Source organism: Lacticaseibacillus sp. 866-1 (assembly GCF_016861825.1).
In the GTDB taxonomy this organism is placed as follows: domain Bacteria; phylum Bacillota; class Bacilli; order Lactobacillales; family Lactobacillaceae; genus Lacticaseibacillus.
On sequence record NZ_BOLU01000008.1, the window covers coordinates 49,919 to 67,828 of the forward strand.

The window sequence follows — 17,910 nt, forward strand, 5'->3', positions numbered from 1 at the left end:
CACCATGACGGCCAAGGATTTGCCTTGGTCGTTTTGCTTATAGATTGGGGGAACAGGCGTGAAGGTGCGGAAATGGTTAATAGGCGTGATCCTGATCGCCGGCAGTTTTTGGCTGCAAACCGGGCGCGTGGTTCAGGCGGAAGGCGCGAGCTTTTCGGTGGCGCCGCAGATTCCTGAGAATCAGCGCTCGGCGGTCTCGAATTACTATGATCTGGTGGTGAAGCCAGGGACGACGCAAAATCTGACGCTGGCCGTCACCAACCGGACGGCGGAAGTGCGGCACGTGCGCCTGAGTGTGACCGACGCATGGTCGCAGTCGAATGGGCAGGTCAGTTACGGCCCCGGTGCGCCGGCGGACGACTCGGCCGAGTATCGCCTGACCGAATTGGCCCCACCGCCGATAACGCTGACCCTGGCGCCCAAGGAAGTCAAAACTGTCACGGTCCCGCTCAGGATTCCCCAAGCCGGGTTCCGCGGTGCCCTGCTGGGTGCGCTGTATCTGGTGGACAATGAGCGCTCGGGCGGCGAAGATAGCGGCGGCGTGGCGATCCAAAACCGGTTTGCGACGGTGGTGGGCGTGCAGCTGCAAACCTCGACTGGCGCAATCAATAATATCGTGCCGCATTTGAAATTATTGGGGGTCGGGGCCGGTGTGCACGACAACCAGCCGTGCGTCTTAGCGACGCTGCAAAATGACCGGCCCACCTATTGGGGCAAAATGCGGTTGAAGGCGACGGTCACCAAGCGCGACCAAAAAGCCGTCGTGATGCAGCGCGAGGCGGCTAATTACGCGGTCGCGCCGAACTCCCACTTCAATTTTGCGGTGACCAATCAGCAGGCGCTGGACCCCGGTGACTACACCCTGAATCTGGCGGTGACCGGGCCGCACGGGCAGTGGCAGTTCCGCCGCAATTTTTCCATTCTGGTCGGTGAGGCGGAGAGCATCAACAAGGAGGTCGGCCTCAAGCGGCGGTTCGTCATGCCGTGGTGGGGTTGGGTGCTGATCGGCCTCGCGCTTCTGTTAGTGGTCGCGGCTTGCTGGTGGGTGCTGCACCGGCCGAGCAGGTTGCTGCTTCGCGAAAGGAGGGAGGCATGATGCGCCGACTACGCATTGGGTTGATCGTGCTCGTACTGGCGGTGATCGCCGCGCCGGCTTCAATGGTGAGTGCAAGCACCGCATCGGGGGCAACCGTTGCCGAGTTTGTGGTGACCGGGAAAAGGCCCCCACCGCAGGAGCCGGCGCCCCCTCCAGTTGTGGACTATTCTCCGCATGACCTGTTGCCTGGCACCGGTGACATGCGGCAGTTGCCACACACTGGTGATCGGACCAATCACTGGCTCGTGATTCTTGGCGGAGTTGTGATCGGCAGTTTGGGCCTGACAGTGATGGTGAGGAGGGATGATCGTGAAGCATAAAGGTTTTGCGTTCATCTCTATCATTATTGCGGGTGCCCTGGCTATCGGCAGTCAGACCGCCGTGGTTAAGGCCGCGCCCGCGGTAGATTACCTGCCTTGGCTGACCGGCTCATACCCAGAACCGATTGACCCCGCCACAGGGCTTCCGGCCTTTGTCCCGTTTGAAGAGGTGATGAGCCCCCTTACTGGGACGAAGGACTCCAGCAAAGTCCTGACAAATGGAGATGGGAACCACGTCGCCGTGCAGGTGACTGACGGGCCGACCCAAAGTGGCTCAATCTGGAGCATTTACACGCTGGATCTGACCAAGAGCTTCGATGCACGAATGAATCTTTACTTTAATAACGGCACAGATTTAGGCGACGGCATGGCGCTCGTCATGAGCGGCACCAAACCAACCCAGGTCTACGGCATTGGCTCGGCGCTTGGCATCTGGCGGTCTCAGCTTAGAGATGGCTCGAAAACAGACGCGCTGCCCAAGAGCTTTGCCATTGCCTTTGATACCACGGATAATCACGATCGCCAGGACCATAACGTCGTCCAAAAGAAGGCGGGCCAGTACGTTGGTTGGGGCTATCCCGCGCAGCCTAACCAGTCGGCCAAAGGGTTAGGGAAGTTAGACACCGGGCTCGAAGACTTGCCGATTCAGTGGGCCTCGGGCAACAGCTATGGCAATCCGGGGTTGGGCGGTTACCAAGCGCTCGACAATGCAATGACTGACGGCACATGGCACCCGCTGCACATTCATTGGGAGGCAACAGGTGACGGTGGCGGCACGTTCTCGTTTCACTTCGCTGTCGGCAGCGAGGTAGTTGACAAGTCACTGACTTGGGATAACGCAGATGTCTCTCGGTACTTCGGCGGCACAACCGTATACTGGGGCTTCACTGGGACGACTGGGGCGTACGTTGAAGATGCAGTGGTCGCTTTTCAAAGCATTCCCGGGGTGCTGGATAACAGTATGACGGTCGATGTGGCTCAAGGCACTGTGTATCCGCGCACGACATTAAGTCAGAATTACACCATTACTTACGATCCCAACGGCAGCCTTCAGGCCTGGCCGCAGCCGAGCAATGGGCAGCAGAGTTCCTTGTACGCCCAGCTGCTAACTGGCAGCCACTACGGGTTTGTGATGGCCGATGATGGCAACGTTCACCTTGACTTGGGTGGCGGGCAGGGGTTGTTAGCTGAGGCCATAGCCGGTGAGAAACCCCGCGATATGACCGATCGGGCCGGTAACCCGGTGAGGGTCGTGAATAAAATTGCGCTGGATAACATACCGCCTTTTCCCAAAAACACGACGGTGCAGGAACTTAAGTTCAGTGCCCCAATCATTGCGACCGATGTAGGTGGTGCTGAAACAGTCTCCGCTGGTACCGTAATTGGTAATAACGGCCAGGCAACGACAAACGTCTCGCTGCCTGCGGTGGTACCGGAGCCTTTGGCCCTCGACTCGGTGCCAAGTTTTACTTTTGGCGAAGGCAGCGCACCGAAAATTACGGTGGGTGAGCTGATCGATGGCCTGAACGCCAAGCTGGGCACTGCCTCGGGGAACATTTCTGCCGCGATTCCTGAAGGCGCGACCAACCGCCTGACCGCCAAAATGGCCCCGTTTCAGCTAGGACCAGGCTACCAGGCCGGCAGTGCGCACCTGACTTTTAAGTACAACGGGGCCATTCGCACGCTGACTGACGACAACAGTGAGACCGAGCTCTTTAATGTGACCGGCAGTCAGTTGCCTGAAGGCGCCGTTTTACAGCCGACTTTGACAATCGCGCCATATCCACACGCGACCGTCGGCCAGCACAGCACCACGATTGAGTGGACCCTGACGTCCACACCTGTAATGAAGTAAACAGGACGCAGAAAAGGCAATCGACGCCGGTCGATTGCCTTAATTGTTGAGCTTTGACGATTTAGATGCGGCTCAAATACCGCTTCAAGAAGTCCTGAGTGGCCTGCTCTTGCGGATGGCCGAAGAGTTCGTCCGGCGTGCCGGTTTCTGCGATGACGCCTTCGTGCATGAAGACGACCTTGTCGGAGACGTCGCGGGCAAAGGCCATTTCGTGGGTGACGATGATCATCGTCAGGCCGGTGTGGGCCAGGGCGGTCATGGCGTTCAGAACGTCATCGACCATTTCGGGATCAAGCGCCGAGGTCGGCTCATCGAACAGCAGGACCTCGGGATCCATGGCCTCGGCGCGGGCAATCGCCACCCGCTGCTGCTGGCCGCCGGAAAGCTGGGCCGGCTTGGCGTTGACGAACGGGTCCATGCCGACACTGTTCAGCAGCTCCAGGGCGTGCTTTTTCGCCTCATCGGCGCCGCGGCGCAGGACGGTTTGCTGACCGACCATGACGTTTTGCAGCACGGATAGGTTGTTGAACAAGTTGAACGACTGGAACACCATGCCAACATGGGCGCGGTAAAGCGGCAGGTTAAAGTCATCGGTTAGGATGCTTTTGCCGTGGAACAAAATGTCGCCGTCCGTCGGCGTTTCGAGCAGGTTAATGTTGCGCAGCAGGGTCGACTTCCCGGAGCCCGAGCGGCCGATGATCGACACCACCTGGCCCTTGTCGACTGACAGGTTGATATCCTTCAAGACCTCGTGATTGCCGAAGGACTTTTTCAAATTATGTACTTCAATGATGGGTTCTGACATGTTTACGTCCTCCTTACTTGATCTTTGGGGTGTCAACCTGCATCTGGTTGGTCATCAGGTCGTAATCCTTGGGCCCGTCCATACGCTTTTCAACCAGTCTGAACAGCCGGCTGATGGTGAAGGTGAGCAGCAGGTAGATGCCGGCGACGACCAGGTAGGTGTGGAAGAACTGGAAGTTCTGGCCAGCGACGGTTTCGGCGCTGAAGAACAGTTCGGAAACCGAGATGACGGACAGCACCGACGTATCCTTGATGTTGACGATGAATTCGTTGGTGACGGCCGGCAGGGAATTGCGGATCGCCTGCGGCAGGATGACCTTGGTCATGGTCTGCCAGTGGGTCATGCCCAGCGCATGGGCGGCCTCGAACTGGCCGGAATCGACGGAGGTGATGCCCCCGCGGATGATTTCGGAGATGTAGGCCCCGGTATTAATGGAGACAATGAACAAGGCGGCCACGGTGCGGTCCATGTTGACGTGGAAGGCGAGGGCGGCGCCGTAGTAGACGACGGCGGCCTGCACGATCATTGGCGTACCCCGGAAGACTTCAATGTAGACGGCGAGCAGCCAGTTGCCGATGGCGCGCAGACCGCGCTTGCCGCGGCTCTTCGGTACCGGGGTGGTGCGGGCAATGCCGACGAGCAGGCCGATCAAAAAGCCCACAACGGTGCCAATCAGGGAGATGAACAGCGTCATGCCGGTCCCGCGCAGCAGCATCGGGCCGTACTGCTTGAGCAGGGCGAGGAACCAGTTGCCTTGGCTGGTGGTCGACGGCTGGTTAGCCACGGCCTCGTTCATGAGCTGGTCGCGCTGCTTTTGAGAGATCTTGGCTAGTTCGGCGTTGATCTTGGCCTTGTCCGGGTCGTTCTTGCGGACCCCAATCGCCAGGTCGACGTCTTCAGGATTGGTCTTGAAGCCGTTCGTCTTGGAAAAGCGCAGGTAGGTCAGATCAGGGTTCGCGTTTTCCGCCGTGATCCCTTCAGGAACTTCGGAAACGTACCCGTCGATGGTGCCGGATTCCAGCGCCACGCGCATCGCCGGGAAGTTATCCATGGCTGGTTCCTTGATGACGCCCTTCATCTGCTTGATGGCTTGATAATGGAAGGTCGACAGTTGCGCCGTGATTTTGGCGTTTTTGAAATCATTGATGCTCTTGGCCTTGGCGTACTTGCTGTCGCGGCGCACCACGACGGTCAGTTTGCTGGCGTAGTAGGTATTGGTAAAATCGATGGTTTTGCGGCGCTCAGGCGTCGGGCTCATGCCGGCAATGATGGCGTCGATCTTGCCAGACGTCAATGCCGGCGGCAGACCGTTCCAGGATGTCTTGACGACGACGACCTTTTTATTCAAGGCCTTGGCGACCTTTTTGGCCATCTGCACGTCATACCCGTTGGCGTAGTCCGAGCTGCCCTGGATCTTGACGGCGCCGTTGGCAGCCGTGTTTTGGGTCCAGTTGAACGGTGCGTAGCCGGCCTCCATGCCGACCTTGAATGTGCCTTTGGTGGCCGCACCGACGTGCTGCGTCGTCCCCGAGGCGATGCCCGCCGCCATGGCGAGCAGTGCGAGTCCGCTGACAAGGCGGCCCCAGAAATGCTTCTTCATCATTAAAAACTCCCTTCGTGTTGTCCCAAGTTGACTTGGTGAACCACGCGGGAAATAGAGAAGTAAAAAGGTCGGCCTATATGTGAAATAGGCCGACCGATGATTTCAGTGGTTAAACCAGAATCATAGCGCTCCGAAGCTAGGCTTCGACAGTCCAGCGGGTTTCCCCAAACTGGCCCAACGCATCTTGCCCCTGTGGCAGGATGCGTTTCGGCGGATTCGCTTACGGCTGATTCAACGTGACAGGCACTCCTCAGCGTTCGTCGTTTCCGCGACCTCTATTTCTTAGTGGTAAATTCAGTTGTCGTTTGCCAGTTTATGCGTCTGAAAACGCCGTGTCAAGGCGACTTGCCAAGATAGCGATTTCACCCACTGGTCTTAGATGCTAAATGTCACACTCGGTGAGCCCATGGTGCTGGGCACAGGCGGCAAGCGCGGCAGGCTTCTGTCACATTTTCTCGAGGCGCGGTCGCGGTTTCTATGAATTATTTTACTAACTAAAGGTTTATTCTTCTATTAGAATGTTGCTCGCAACCGGCCGGTTGGGCGACCTAGCCCTAGGGAAAGCAGAGGCTGGTACCCGTTTCAGAGCAGAATGGTCCGGCTCGCGGCCTTAGCCAAATTTAATCATAAAAATTTTTGAGCCTAGAGCCTTAGAAAAAAGTGGGCTTTCATGAAAACGATTGTTTTTTCGCAGGGGTAAACCTTTGCAATCGCAACCATTTTTGTGCATACTAACTGTCGGACATGTGACACGTCACCCTAGGTTTGACCTAAATCCGAATGGTGGCGCTATCATGTCTAAATACATATAGGAGGCGACAAACAATGGTCGGAATCATCCTTGCTAGCCACGGCGATTTTGCCAAAGGCATTATGCAATCAGGTCAGATGATCTTCGGTGAGCAGAAGAATGTTGAAGCAGTGACATTCCAGCCCAACGAGGGTCCAGACGACTTGAAAGCACACCTCGAGGAAGCCATTGCGAAGCTCGACTCAGATGATCAGGTCCTGTTCCTTATCGATTTGTGGGGCGGCTCTCCGTTCAACCAGTCTAACGGGTTGTTCGAAGCACACAAAGATAAGTGGGCCATCGTCACTGGGCTGAACTTACCAATGCTGATTGAGGCATACGGTTCCCGTTTGTCCATGGATTCAGCGCACGATATTGCGGCGCACATTATTGAGTCAGGTAAAGACGGTATCAAAGTCAAGCCTGAAGAACTGGCACCAAAGGCGGCTCCTGCTGCAGCACCAACGCAGCACGTCAGCGGCGGTAAGCCAGGGAAGATGAGTTACGTTCTGGCTCGGATCGACTCTCGTCTGCTTCACGGGCAAGTTGCGACGGCTTGGAGCAAAGAGACCAAGCCGACGCGGATCATTGTTGTATCGGACGGTGTCGCACACGACAAGCTGCGTAAACAGCTGATCACCGAAGCGGCCCCATCAGGTGTTAAGGCTCACGTCATTCCAATTGATCAGATGATCAAGATCGCCAAAGACGACAAGCACTTCGGCGGCGAAAAAGCGTTGCTATTATTCGAAACACCGGAAGACGCGAAAAAAGCCATTGACGGCGGCGTGCCGCTGAAGGAACTGAACGTTGGTTCCATGGCGCACTCAGTCGGCAAGGTTCAGCCGAACAAGGTTCTGGCCTTTGACCAGACCGACATCGACACGTTCAGGGACTTGGAAAAGGAAGGCGTCACCTTCGATGTTCGGAAGGTCCCAACCGACAGCAAGGACAACATGGACGCGATCCTCAAGAAGGCGCAAGACGCGCTGGATGCACAGAACAAGTAGCAATAGATTATATTCCTAATTAAATTTAAGGAGGATATTCACATGGATTTGAACTTTCTTCAAATCATCGGGGTCCTCATCGTGGCGTTCCTGGCAGGGATGGAAGGGGTTCTTGATGAATTCGAATTCCATATGCCAGTTGTAGCGTGCACGCTGATTGGGCTGGTCACTGGCCAGCTGCTTCCTTGCCTGATTTTGGGCGGGACCTTGCAGATGATTGCCCTTGGCTGGGCGAACGTTGGTGCCGCGATTGCGCCTGACGCTGCCTTGGCCTCAGTTGCTTCTGCTATTATTCTGGTTCTTGGCGGTCAGGGCCGCGCCGGAGTTAACTCCGCGATCGCCCTTGCGGTTCCGCTGGCGGTTGCCGGCCTGCTGCTGACCACCCTGGTTCGTACCATTGCCACCGCGGTTGTCCACCTGATGGACCACGCGGCCGAAGAAGGCAGCTTCAAGATGCTGGACTTCTGGCAGTACGTTGCCATTGCTTTGCAGGGTCTGCGTATCGCGATCCCTGCCGGCTTGATCCTGGCTGTTGGTGCCGGTCCTGTTCGTTCCCTGCTTGGCCTTATGCCTAAGTGGTTGACGGATGGCCTGGGCATCGGTGGTGGCATGGTCGTTGCCGTTGGGTACGCCATGGTTTTGAACATGATGGCGACCCGCGAAGTATGGCCATTCTTCATCATCGGTTTCGTTTTGGCAACCATTTCTCAGTTGACCCTGATCGGCCTTGGCGCGATCGGTGTGTCCCTGGCGCTGATCTACCTGACCCTGTCCAAGATGGGCGGCTCTTCTAGCAGCAATGGTGGCTCTTCTGACAACAATGGTGGCTCCGGCGATCCAGTCGGCGACATCATCGACAACTATTAGAGAAGGAGGTAGAAAAATATGGCTGATACAGCTGAAGTACAAGCAAGTTTGGCTGAACACAAGTACAGTTTGACGAAAGCTGACCGGATGAAGGTTTGCTGGCGTTCTACCTTCCTTCAGGGTTCATGGAACTACGAACGTATGCAAAACGGTGGCTGGTGCTACTCCTTGGTTCCTGCCATCAAGAAGCTCTACACGAAGAAGGACGACCAGATCGCCGCTTTGAAGCGGCACATGGAGTTCTTCAACACTCACCCGTACCTGGCTTCACCGGTTATCGGTGTGGTCCTGGCACTGGAAGAGGAACGTGCTAACGGCGCCCCAATCGATGACGTTGCCATCCAGGGCGTTAAGGTCGGCATGATGGGTCCTCTGGCCGGTGTCGGCGACCCAGTCTTCTGGTTCACCGCTCGTCCTATCCTTGGTGGTCTGGCTGCGTCCTTGGCGCTGGCTGGGAACATCATGGGCCCAATCATTTTCTTCGTCGTTTGGAACCTGATGCGTGTGGCCTTCATGTGGTACACTCAGGAATTCGGCTACAAGGCCGGGTCACGGATCGCGGACGACATGTCCGGTTCGCTGCTGCAGGATGTTACCAAGGGTGCTTCGATCCTGGGTATGTTCATCCTGGGTTCTCTGATTAACCGTTGGGTCACAGTTAAGTTCACCCCAGTGGTTTCCACGATCACCCAGCAAAAGGGTGCTTACATCGAATGGTCGAAGCTGCCAAAGGGTGCTGCCGGCATCAAGCAGGCGCTGACTGACCAAGCAAACGGGTTGGCGCTTGACAAGATGAAGGTCACCACGCTGCAGAACAACTTGGATCAGCTGATTCCAGGGCTGGCAGCGCTGCTGCTGACACTGCTTTGCATGTGGCTCCTCAAGAAGAAGGTTTCCCCGATTATCGTTATCCTGGGCCTCTTCGTTGTTGGTATTGTGTTCCATGTCTGGGGTCTCATGTAAGTTCAGACCTCTTGGCCTCGGGGCGGCTGCTCCGAGGCTTTTCTTTTTGATGCGAGCTCCGCGGGTTCGCGGCGTATAATAGACAGTAAAGTGGTAAAAGAGGGATATCGATGCAACAACCAGTGAAGTCAATCAATACAAAAGTCGACTTGACCGTCGATGCCACATCCTACATGGGCATTGCCGATTACGGCAAAATGATGATCGGCGATCGCGGTCTCGAATGGTACGCCGACAAAAACGTCCAGAAGTACATCCAGATTCCTTGGGGTGAGGTGACGTTCGTTGAAGTCACGGTGATGTTTAAAGGCAAGTACATTCCCCGCTTTACCGTTCACACCAAAACCAGCAGCAGCTTCCCGTTTGCCACCCGTGATCCCAAGCGCACGCTGCGCGCGATCCGCGTTTATGTGGACCCGAAGAACTTGGTGCAGTCGCGGACCTTTCTCAAGATTCTCGGCGGCTACCTGCGCAACATCAAGGCCCGGTATTTTTCCAAAGATAAACAGGCCAAAGATTAGGTTTTGCTGAGCCCCTGCCCGTCGCGGCAGGGGCTTTTTGCTGTCTGACAGTGCCAGTAATTACCCGGGAAATAGTTAAGATAACAGAAGTGAAAGGTGGTTGGCCCGAACCGGGTGATAGACTGGATAAAGACTGTAGTGGAAGAGGTGGCCAAAGTGGCGGCAACGATTCTTTTGGTGGAAGACGAGGCGGGGCTGATCTCGTACCTGGATTCTGAATTACATTTTGAAGGTTACACGGTCCTGACCGCCCAGGACGGGCAGGTGGCGTGGGACACCTGGCAGGCTAAGCAGGCGGCGATCGGCCTGATCCTGTTGGACTGGATGATCCCCAAGCTCGACGGCCTTGAGGTCATGCGGCGCGTCCGTAAAACCTCGGACGTGCCGATCATGATGATGACAGCGCGCGATTACGTCGGCGATAAGGTGGCCGGGTTAGATAACGGGGCGGATGATTACATCACCAAGCCGTTTGAAATTGAGGAGCTGCTCGCCCGCATTCGGGTGCTGATTCGCCGCGGGCAAAAACTGGTGCCGGCTACTTACACAGCCGGCGATTTGGTGCTCGATACCAAGGCGCGTCAAGTGCGCCGCGCCGGTCAGCTGGCCCAACTGACGCAGCGGGAGTATGACCTGCTGCTGGTGCTGATGCAGCACCGCGGTGAGGTCTGCTCGCGCGATCAGCTACTCGATGCGGTGTGGGGCACGGAATTTGACGGCCAGGCCAACATCGTGGACGTGTACGTCCGTTACCTGCGGCAAAAGCTGGAGCGTCCTGGAGAACTGGCGCTGATCCAAACCGTGCGCGGGGTCGGCTACATGCTCGAAGAGGCGGCGGACAATGCCAAATAGGAGCAGCAGCGCCGCCCGGATGGCGCGCGCCTACAACGGGCTGATCATTGCCTTGATGGTGATGATCTTCGTGTCGGTGATCAGCGTAGTTGGTGGGCGCCTGATTAAGAACAAGCGCGATGATGCCGTACAGGTGATGACAACGCTGCGGCACACGTTTGCCAACCACGAGCCCGACTGGGACTACTGGCGCGACAACGCACCGCTGAACACGCGGCTGACCTTTGTCCGCGTGCGGGTCCGCCAACCGGATGGCCAGGTCACGGATTACTACACGCGGCACACCAAGGATTTTCTTGAGGATAACTTCAGCACCTGGCCGCTGTTCTCCAACGTCCAATATCAGCGCGGCCAGGGCGTTTACTACCATGTCCGCAAGGTGGTCGATCAAAGCGGCTGGCGAACGACGTATTCGGTGTGGCTCAGCTTGAATAACATGATCGAGATCTTCAAACTGATCCTGTTGATGACGCTGTTGGTCACGGCCGTTGGGGTGATCCTCGGGACGCTGGGGACCAAGTGGCTGGCTAAGCGGCTCAACCGCCCGCTGGTGGCGCTGACGCAGGCGACCAAGCAGATCACGGACCAGCCGGATTCAAACTATCATGAACGATTGCCGGTGCCGGCCGCGCCACAGGAAGTGCGTGAGCTGTCGCAGGAGTTCAATCGCCTGCTGCACTCACTGAATGAGCAGGTGATCCGGGATAATCAGTTTGTCTCCGACGCGTCGCACGAGTTGCGCACGCCGCTGACGGCGATCCGCGGTCACGTCGCGTTGCTGCGGCGGCACGGTACAGAGCACCCAGAGCTGATTCCCGACTCGCTAGCGGTGATCGATGACGAGTCGATGAAAATGCAGAAACTGATCGAAAGCCTGCTGGCGCTGTCGCGCATGGATCACGCCGAGGTCCAGGTGGCGGCGTTTGACGCCGCGGGGTTGGCCCGCCGGGTGGTCAGCCGCTTCCAGCCGCAAAGTAAACAAAAGCTTAAAGCCGTGATGCCGGCGCAGCTTGAAGTCTTGGCCAACGCCGAAAGCGTGGAGCACGCCCTGCTGTCATTGTTATCCAATGCCAATAAATATGTGCCGGCTAACACTATTGTCACGATCAGTGGCCAAAAAGTAGCCGATCACGTGGAAGTCAGTGTCGCGGACCTTGGCCCCGGCATTCCGGACAGTGAAAAAGCGCGCGTTTTTGACCGCTTCTTCCGCCTAGATGAATCCCGGTCTAAAGCCATTTCCGGCACTGGTCTGGGGCTGGCCATCACGCGTCGACTGATCACGCTCAGCGGCGGGTCGATCCGGGTGGTGGATAATCAGCCGCGCGGCAGCCGGTTTATTATTAAGTTAAAAGCACCGGATTCTGAAAGTCTTTAATGTGACCTTTAGAAACCGCTCCTGACCAAATAAGCAACGTCCACTACACTGTGGTCGTTGCTTATTTTTTTATGCCAAGGAGTCTTCCCAATGAAAACATTCTTTGCGCGGCCCGGCGTCCGCTTTGTGTTAAAGACGTTATTTTACGCCGTGGTGCTGCTGACGCTGGTGTACCTGTACAGCTATCGCGGTGTTGCCGGCGGCCACTTTATCTATAACGAGTTCTAGGAGGCAAAACATGAAATCTCTGATCGAAATTATCGATGAGATCGCCACTTCCCATCCTGACTGGCCTGCAGTCAACACCCTGGGCGAGTTGAAAACGTATGGGGATCTGAAGGCGGCATCGGACGGGATCGCGGCGGCGCTACAGGCCCGCAAGCTGCCGGCCAAGGCCCCGCTGATGGTCTACTGTGATCAAAGTTTTGCGGCGATCGCGACCTTTTTGGGCTGCGTGAAGGCCGGTCATGCCTATATCCCGGTTGACAGCCATTCGCCGAACGACCGTCTGACCATGATCGAGGAAATCGCGCACCCGGCGCTGGTGCTCGCGACGATTCCGTTGCCGCTTGAGCTGCAGACCACGACCGTTAAGGCGGCTCAACTCAGTCAGATGATGACCATGGCACCAGTGAAAAATGCGGACCTGGCGGCTGACGACAATTTTTACATCATCTTTACCAGCGGCACGACCGGGCAGCCGAAAGGGGTGCAGATCTCGCACGCCAACCTGATCTCGTTTGTCTCGTGGATGGCGAGCTTCAAGCTGCCGCGGCGGCCGCGGATGCTGGCCCAGGCCCCATTTTCATTCGACCTGTCGGTAATGTCGCTGTACCCGACGCTCACCTCTGGCGGCTGTTTACAGATCCTGCCAAAAGAACAAACCGATGACTTGAAGACCCTGTTTGAAACGTTGCCGCATGTTCCGGTTGACGTGTGGGTCTCCACGCCCAGCTTTGTCGATATTTGCCTCTTGTCGCCGCTGTTTGACGCGACCAGTTATCCTGCGCTTAAGCAGTTCTACTTCTGCGGCGAGGAGCTGACCCACGCCACTGCCACCAAGCTTCGCCAGCGCTTCCCGCAGGCTAAAATTTACAACACTTATGGACCGACCGAGGCCACTGTGGCGGTCACCGCGGTGCAGATCACCGATTCGGTGCTGGCCGACTACCCGCGCCTGCCGATCGGCTACGCCAAGCCCGACACCACGATGACACTGGTGCCCGGCACGGTGCGCGTCGAGGATGATCAGCAGGTCGGTGAGCTGGAAATCATCGGGCCCAGCGTGTCCAAGGGCTACCTGAACCGGCCGGAGAAAACTGCGGCGGCGTTCACTGAAGAGCATGGCATGCGCGGATACCGCACTGGTGATTTGGGGATCATTGCCGAAGACGGCCTGATTTTTTACCGGGGCCGAACCGATTTTCAGATCAAACTCAACGGCTACCGCATCGAGCTGGAGGAAGTCGATCATTACCTCAATCAGGCGCCGATGATCCATCAGGCCGTTGCCGTGCCGAAGTACAACGCCGAACACAAGGTCCAGCAAATGCTGGCTTACGTTGTCCCGGAGCAAGGGGAAGAAGGCGGCTTGGCGTTGACCAAGAAAATCCGCACGCACCTGCAGCAGGTGATGATGCCTTACATGATCCCGCAACGGTTCATCTACAAGGACAGTCTGCCGCTGACGCAAAACGGTAAGGTCGCAGTCAAGGCGCTCATCAGTGAGGTCAATGCCTAATGCTGAACCTACAACCGTACGCGGACCCGCAGTACTTCCTGCTTCTGATGCTGGGGTTGCTCCCGGTTATGATCGGGTTGTACCACGGGCGCCGCTTCAAAACTTATGAAACGCTGATTTCACTCCTGTTCATCATTCTGATGTTCACCGGCGCCAAGTGGCAGCAAGGTCTGGCGCTGATCGGGTACATTTTTTGGCAGCTAGTCATCGTGTTCAGCTACCTGCGCTACCGCAAGCACCACAACCAAACCGGCGTGTTTGTGCTGACGGTCCTGTTGAGCATTTTGCCGCTCGTGGTGGTGAAGGTGACACCGGCTGTGGCGCTGCACCCATCGCTGCTGGGCTTCCTGGGGATCTCATATCTGACCTTCAAGGCGGTGCAGGTGATTATGGAGCTGCGCGACGGGACGATGAAGGACGTGAAGCTGATGCCGTTCTTGCGGTTCATGCTGTTCATGCCCGTCATTTCCAGCGGTCCAATCGACCGTTACCGCCGCTTCCAAAAAGACTATGACAATGTACCCAAGCGCGACTTGTACTTGAGCATGCTGAGCCGGGCAGTCTGGTACCTGTTTTTGGGCTTCTTCTACAAGTACATGCTCGGCTACCTGTTCGGCACGGTGCTGCTGCCGCGCATCGAGTTTTCGGCGCTGGCCGCGCGGCACATGTACTGGCTGGGCCTGAGCCCGGCGCTGATCGGCGTCGCGTTTGTTTATTCGATGTACCTATTCTTCGATTTTGCCGGCTACTCGCTGTTCGCTGTCGCTACCAGTTTGGTGATGGGCATCGACACCCCAATGAACTTCAACCGGCCGTTTCAGGCGCACAACATCAAGGATTTTTGGAATCGCTGGCACATGACACTGTCTTTTTGGTTCCGCGACTTCATCTTCATGCGGGTCACATTCTTCATCATGAAGCACAAGCTGATCAAAAACCCGATCCGGGTCTCCCAGGTCGCCTACCTGATCAACTTCCTGATCATGGGTTTCTGGCACGGGGTGACTTGGTACTACATCGTTTATGGGCTGTTTCACGCCTGCGCGATCATCATCAACGACATCTGGTTGCGCTTCAAGAAAAAACATCGCAAACAGCTGCCGCACAATCGCTGGACTGAAGCATTGGCCATCGCGACCACCTTCTGCGTCGTCTGCTTCAGCTTCCTGATCTTTTCAGGTTTTCTAAACACGCTATGGTTTAAGTAAGGCTGCGAAGTCGAGCGAACTTAGCCCGACTGAGCGCGACTAGGTCCGCTAATTTTTTTCAAACCAAAGGAGAAAATACTCATGGATAAAAAAGCAACAGTACTGTCAATTCTGAACGACCTCACCGGTGAAGATTTTAGCAACAACCTTGAGGAGGACTTATTTGCCTCAGGGCTGATTGATTCCATGGATACGGTCCAGCTGCTGCTCCAGCTGCAGTCTCAACTGGGGATGGACGTCCCGGTGTCCGAGTTCGACCGCAATCAGTGGAACACGCCGGCCAAGATCATCAAGAAAGCCGAGGACGCGGAATAATGACAAGGCGCCTCTGGCAGATTTTTGGCCCGGTCGTCCTGGCGGCATTGCTGGTGGTCGGTATTTTGCTGGCCCCACTGCCAAACGGTCGGATCAGTAAACCGCGGTTGCAGGCGGATGCCGTCTCCCTGTCGCCGACTGTCCTTGGTGGCGCGCGGGTCAAAGATCAGGCGCTGGCGCAGCATTACGTGCCATTCATGGGCTCATCTGAGCTGGCACGCATGGACCCGTTCCACCCGTCGACGCTGGCGGCCAAGTATCATCGGCCATATCAGCCGCTGCTTTTGGGCAATCCCGGCACTCAGTCACTGACGCATTTTGTGGACGGCCAGTCTGAACTCGCTCAGCTGAAAGGAAAGAAAGTCGTCTTCATTGTGTCGATGCAGTGGTTTACCAGGCAGGGACAGATTCCGGCGGCCTTTGACATGTACTACTCGCCGCTTCAACTTTCCACTTGGCTGCTGCGAGCAAAGGGGAACGTTGCCGACCGGTATGCGGCTCGCCGGCTGCTCAAGATGAATGCCCCGGCCAAAAGCACGCTCGACCGGCAGTCGCTGTACCAAATCGCTGCCGGCCGGCCGGTGAGGGGCTGGGCGCGCCTGGCCCTTCAGGCGCGGCTGCGCATGCTGAACAATGAGGATCAGCTGTTTTCCCGTTTCACGCATTCGACCAACTGGCGAAGGATCAAAGACGGGGAAAAGCAGCTGCCGGCTAAGGATGAGCCGCAACAACTTGAACAGCTTGCTGGCATAATTGCCAAGAATAAGACTAAGCACAATCGGTTAGGGATTGACGACACCTTCTTCCGCCAGCGCCTTGGGCATGGCAAGCTGGCCTCACTGCGCGGCAGTCAGCGTCATTTCGAGTACCGGTACGGGCCGGAGTACGGTGATTTTGAACTGCTTTTACAGCAGTTTGCGAAAAATCACACGACAGTCCAGTTCATCATTCCACCAATCAACGCCAAGTGGGCAGCTTACACTGGGCTGCCAATGGGGAACTATGAGCAGGCGGTCGCTAAGCTGAAGTACCAGCTCGCCAGTCAAGGTTTCACCCACGTTGAGGACCTGAGCCGAGACGGCGGGCAGCCTTACTTCATGCAGGACACGATCCACTTGGGCTGGCGCGGCTGGCTGGCGGTTGACCAGACCGTTGACCCGTTTTTGACCCAGCGGCAGCCGGCGGAGCATTACCGCCTGAATGATGCCTTTTTTGGCACCACTTGGGCGAACACGACTAATGTGAGGTAATTGGATGAGACGCGCGCAACATCAAAAACGCCACATGCAGAAGGTTCGTTTGCGACTGGTGGTCTTGGCGCTTGCAGCCATCTGCCTGGTCGGTGCGGGATTTGCGCTGGGCCGCGTGACCGCACCAAAGACGGAGAAAGTGCCTGCCCAGGTGAATCGCAGCAACTCCTCCTCCAAGGGTAAACGCGTGAGTGCAAAGGCTGCTTCTGCAGTACCGCGGGCCATTGCGCCCAATATTGAGCGAACCCTGAAAACGAAGCTGCAGGCCCAGAACTTTTCTGGCACGGCGATCGTGATCAAGGACGATAAGCTGGTTGCTTCAGTGAGCCTGGGGCAGGCCAGTGCGAAAAGGCACTTCGCCAACCGTGAGGACACCATGTTTGAAATTGATTCGCTGCAGAAAAGCCTAACCGCTGGCTTAGTGATGCGGCTGATCGACGCAGGCAAACTGAAGCTGACCACGCCGATCGGGGCTTACTACCCGCGCTTCAAGGGCGTGCCACAGCTGACGGTGGGGGCACTGCTGCAAATGCATTCAGGGCTCAAACAGGCCCCGATGGCACCGCCGCACTACCAGTCGGACGCCCAGTTGGTCGATGATGTCTATAAGCACTTGACCTTCGTCCCTAAGCAGTTCGGGACTTGGGCTTACACACCCGCTAACTATGTCCTATTGGCGGGCATCGTGGAAAAAATCTCCGGGCAGCCGTATGAGACACTTTTCAAACAAGTGTACATCGACCGCCTGCACTTAAAGCAGACCGTGATGGCCTATCGGCTGGCACCGACGATGAACTACGCTTCGGGGTATATTCTTCAAGGCGCCAACCCGTATGCGATACAGCAGCTGACGAGCTCTGACCAGATGCACGCGGAACTAGGCACCGGACAGGTGTACATGAGTGCGCTGGATTTCTACCGCGCCACCCGCTCTTTGGTCACCGGTACCCTGCTCAAGGCGAGTCGCAAGCAGGTCTATCGTCCCGGGACCCCGAACTTGCTTTACGACGGTGGTTTTTATCAAAATGTGCCCGGCTTTCTGCGAGCCAACGGATCTGGCTATGGGTACATGACCACGATGCAGCTGTCGGTGGATGGCAAAGACGCCGTGGTGATCCTGGGCAACGTGCAAGGCCACGGCCGCACTGCCATCATTGACCTGGCAGGGCAGCTGCGGCAGCAGTTTTTGACCGCAAAATAAAATGGCTCTTCGTCAAGTGAAGTTGAACATAATTTATGAGAGTATCTAGACCTTAATTGGTCTAGGTACTCTTTTTTTAAGCCGCCAGGTTGTGGGCTTTGGGGTTAAACCAGACACGCTCAAGGAAAATACGGTTGA

17 protein-coding genes and 1 riboswitch are annotated in these 17,910 nt (G+C 56.6%); of the genes, 15 read left to right on the forward strand and 2 right to left on the reverse strand.

What is annotated here, in order from left to right:
* The first annotated feature begins 58 nt into the window (after nucleotides 1-58).
* Genes JUE30_RS03905 through JUE30_RS03915 form a run of 3 tightly spaced genes read left to right on the forward strand, consistent with a single transcriptional unit; the run spans nucleotide 59 to nucleotide 3,271 of the window.
* A complete protein-coding gene (locus JUE30_RS03905; protein WP_203623718.1) occupies nucleotides 59-1,096 on the forward strand; it encodes a DUF916 and DUF3324 domain-containing protein in 1,038 nt (345 codons plus the stop codon).
* Complete coding sequence (locus tag JUE30_RS03910; RefSeq protein WP_203623719.1) at nucleotides 1,093-1,416, forward strand: LPXTG cell wall anchor domain-containing protein; 324 nt, start codon at nucleotides 1,093-1,095, stop codon at nucleotides 1,414-1,416. The genes JUE30_RS03905 and JUE30_RS03910 overlap by 4 nt, the downstream gene beginning before the upstream one ends.
* Nucleotides 1,406-3,271, forward strand: a complete 1,866-nt coding sequence (locus JUE30_RS03915) for a hypothetical protein (protein ID WP_203623720.1) — start codon at nucleotides 1,406-1,408, stop codon at nucleotides 3,269-3,271. Before JUE30_RS03910 ends, JUE30_RS03915 begins: the two co-directional genes overlap by 11 nt.
* A gap of 61 nt (nucleotides 3,272-3,332) precedes the next feature.
* On the opposite strand, the gene JUE30_RS03920 is transcribed toward JUE30_RS03915, so the two are convergent.
* Together JUE30_RS03920 and JUE30_RS03925 are read right to left on the reverse strand one after the other, a co-directional pair.
* Entirely contained in the window at nucleotides 3,333-4,076 is a 744-nt protein-coding gene (locus JUE30_RS03920; protein ID WP_203623721.1) for an amino acid ABC transporter ATP-binding protein, read from the reverse strand.
* A gap of 13 nt (nucleotides 4,077-4,089) precedes the next feature.
* Nucleotides 4,090-5,676 carry an ABC transporter permease subunit gene (locus JUE30_RS03925; protein WP_203623734.1) on the reverse strand — a complete coding sequence of 529 codons (1,587 nt, stop codon included), beginning with the start codon at nucleotides 5,674-5,676 and terminating at the stop codon, nucleotides 4,090-4,092.
* A 118-nt stretch (nucleotides 5,677-5,794) separates the two neighbouring features.
* Nucleotides 5,795-5,965: riboswitch (Lysine riboswitch) on the reverse strand.
* Between the two features lie 539 nt (nucleotides 5,966-6,504).
* Here JUE30_RS03925 and JUE30_RS03930 point away from each other — a divergent pair.
* The 12 genes from JUE30_RS03930 to JUE30_RS03985 all read left to right on the forward strand — a co-directional run bounded on the left by JUE30_RS03930 (nucleotide 6,505) and on the right by JUE30_RS03985 (nucleotide 17,772).
* Nucleotides 6,505-7,479 carry a mannose/fructose/sorbose PTS transporter subunit IIA gene (locus JUE30_RS03930; protein ID WP_203623722.1) on the forward strand — a complete coding sequence of 325 codons (975 nt, stop codon included), beginning with the start codon at nucleotides 6,505-6,507 and terminating at the stop codon, nucleotides 7,477-7,479.
* Nucleotides 7,480-7,521: 42 nt separating this feature from the next.
* A complete protein-coding gene (locus JUE30_RS03935; protein ID WP_203623723.1) occupies nucleotides 7,522-8,346 on the forward strand; it encodes a PTS mannose/fructose/sorbose transporter subunit IIC in 825 nt (274 codons plus the stop codon).
* Between the two features lie 18 nt (nucleotides 8,347-8,364).
* Entirely contained in the window at nucleotides 8,365-9,309 is a 945-nt protein-coding gene (locus JUE30_RS03940; RefSeq protein ID WP_374706428.1) for a PTS system mannose/fructose/sorbose family transporter subunit IID, read from the forward strand.
* Between the two features lie 110 nt (nucleotides 9,310-9,419).
* Nucleotides 9,420-9,830 carry a DUF956 family protein gene (locus JUE30_RS03945; RefSeq protein ID WP_125756439.1) on the forward strand — a complete coding sequence of 137 codons (411 nt, stop codon included), beginning with the start codon at nucleotides 9,420-9,422 and terminating at the stop codon, nucleotides 9,828-9,830.
* A gap of 156 nt (nucleotides 9,831-9,986) precedes the next feature.
* Entirely contained in the window at nucleotides 9,987-10,682 is a 696-nt protein-coding gene (locus JUE30_RS03950; RefSeq protein ID WP_203623724.1) for a response regulator transcription factor, read from the forward strand.
* Complete coding sequence (locus JUE30_RS03955) at nucleotides 10,672-12,057, forward strand: cell wall metabolism sensor histidine kinase WalK (RefSeq protein WP_203623725.1); 1,386 nt, start codon at nucleotides 10,672-10,674, stop codon at nucleotides 12,055-12,057. The genes JUE30_RS03950 and JUE30_RS03955 overlap by 11 nt, the downstream gene beginning before the upstream one ends.
* 90 nt (nucleotides 12,058-12,147) lie before the next feature.
* Nucleotides 12,148-12,285 carry a teichoic acid D-Ala incorporation-associated protein DltX gene (locus tag JUE30_RS03960; protein ID WP_203623726.1) on the forward strand — a complete coding sequence of 46 codons (138 nt, stop codon included), beginning with the start codon at nucleotides 12,148-12,150 and terminating at the stop codon, nucleotides 12,283-12,285.
* Nucleotides 12,286-12,295: 10 nt separating this feature from the next.
* Entirely contained in the window at nucleotides 12,296-13,798 is a 1,503-nt protein-coding gene (dltA, locus tag JUE30_RS03965; RefSeq protein WP_203623727.1) for a D-alanine--poly(phosphoribitol) ligase subunit DltA, read from the forward strand.
* Nucleotides 13,798-15,006 (forward strand): D-alanyl-lipoteichoic acid biosynthesis protein DltB, encoded by a 1,209-nt coding sequence (gene dltB, locus JUE30_RS03970; protein ID WP_203623728.1) that lies wholly within the window; start codon nucleotides 13,798-13,800, stop codon nucleotides 15,004-15,006. The genes dltA and dltB overlap by 1 nt, the downstream gene beginning before the upstream one ends.
* A gap of 81 nt (nucleotides 15,007-15,087) precedes the next feature.
* Nucleotides 15,088-15,321 (forward strand): D-alanine--poly(phosphoribitol) ligase subunit DltC, encoded by a 234-nt coding sequence (gene dltC / locus JUE30_RS03975; RefSeq protein WP_203623729.1) that lies wholly within the window; start codon nucleotides 15,088-15,090, stop codon nucleotides 15,319-15,321.
* On the forward strand, nucleotides 15,321-16,571 hold the full coding sequence (gene dltD / locus JUE30_RS03980; RefSeq protein ID WP_203623730.1) for a D-alanyl-lipoteichoic acid biosynthesis protein DltD: 1,251 nt from the start codon (nucleotides 15,321-15,323) through the stop codon (nucleotides 16,569-16,571). Before dltC ends, dltD begins: the two co-directional genes overlap by 1 nt.
* 4 nt (nucleotides 16,572-16,575) lie before the next feature.
* Nucleotides 16,576-17,772, forward strand: coding sequence for a serine hydrolase (locus JUE30_RS03985; RefSeq protein WP_203623731.1), 1,197 nt, complete (start codon nucleotides 16,576-16,578; stop codon nucleotides 17,770-17,772).
* Nucleotides 17,773-17,910 lie beyond the last annotated feature (138 nt).

Coding starts and splice junctions, on each gene's coding strand:
- JUE30_RS03985 (WP_203623731.1), top strand. CDS start 16,576: ATGAGACGCGCGCAACATCAAAAACGCCACATGCAGAAGGTTCGTTTG.
- JUE30_RS03955 (WP_203623725.1), top strand. CDS start 10,672: ATGCCAAATAGGAGCAGCAGCGCCGCCCGGATGGCGCGCGCCTACAAC.
- JUE30_RS03935 (WP_203623723.1), top strand. CDS start 7,522: ATGGATTTGAACTTTCTTCAAATCATCGGGGTCCTCATCGTGGCGTTC.
- JUE30_RS03910 (WP_203623719.1), top strand. CDS start 1,093: ATGATGCGCCGACTACGCATTGGGTTGATCGTGCTCGTACTGGCGGTG.
- JUE30_RS03920 (WP_203623721.1), bottom strand. CDS start 4,076: ATGTCAGAACCCATCATTGAAGTACATAATTTGAAAAAGTCCTTCGGC.
- dltB (WP_203623728.1), top strand. CDS start 13,798: ATGCTGAACCTACAACCGTACGCGGACCCGCAGTACTTCCTGCTTCTG.
- dltC (WP_203623729.1), top strand. CDS start 15,088: ATGGATAAAAAAGCAACAGTACTGTCAATTCTGAACGACCTCACCGGT.
- dltD (WP_203623730.1), top strand. CDS start 15,321: ATGACAAGGCGCCTCTGGCAGATTTTTGGCCCGGTCGTCCTGGCGGCA.
- JUE30_RS03930 (WP_203623722.1), top strand. CDS start 6,505: ATGGTCGGAATCATCCTTGCTAGCCACGGCGATTTTGCCAAAGGCATT.
- dltA (WP_203623727.1), top strand. CDS start 12,296: ATGAAATCTCTGATCGAAATTATCGATGAGATCGCCACTTCCCATCCT.
- JUE30_RS03940 (WP_374706428.1), top strand. CDS start 8,365: ATGGCTGATACAGCTGAAGTACAAGCAAGTTTGGCTGAACACAAGTAC.
- JUE30_RS03960 (WP_203623726.1), top strand. CDS start 12,148: ATGAAAACATTCTTTGCGCGGCCCGGCGTCCGCTTTGTGTTAAAGACG.
- JUE30_RS03945 (WP_125756439.1), top strand. CDS start 9,420: ATGCAACAACCAGTGAAGTCAATCAATACAAAAGTCGACTTGACCGTC.
- JUE30_RS03925 (WP_203623734.1), bottom strand. CDS start 5,676: ATGAAGAAGCATTTCTGGGGCCGCCTTGTCAGCGGACTCGCACTGCTC.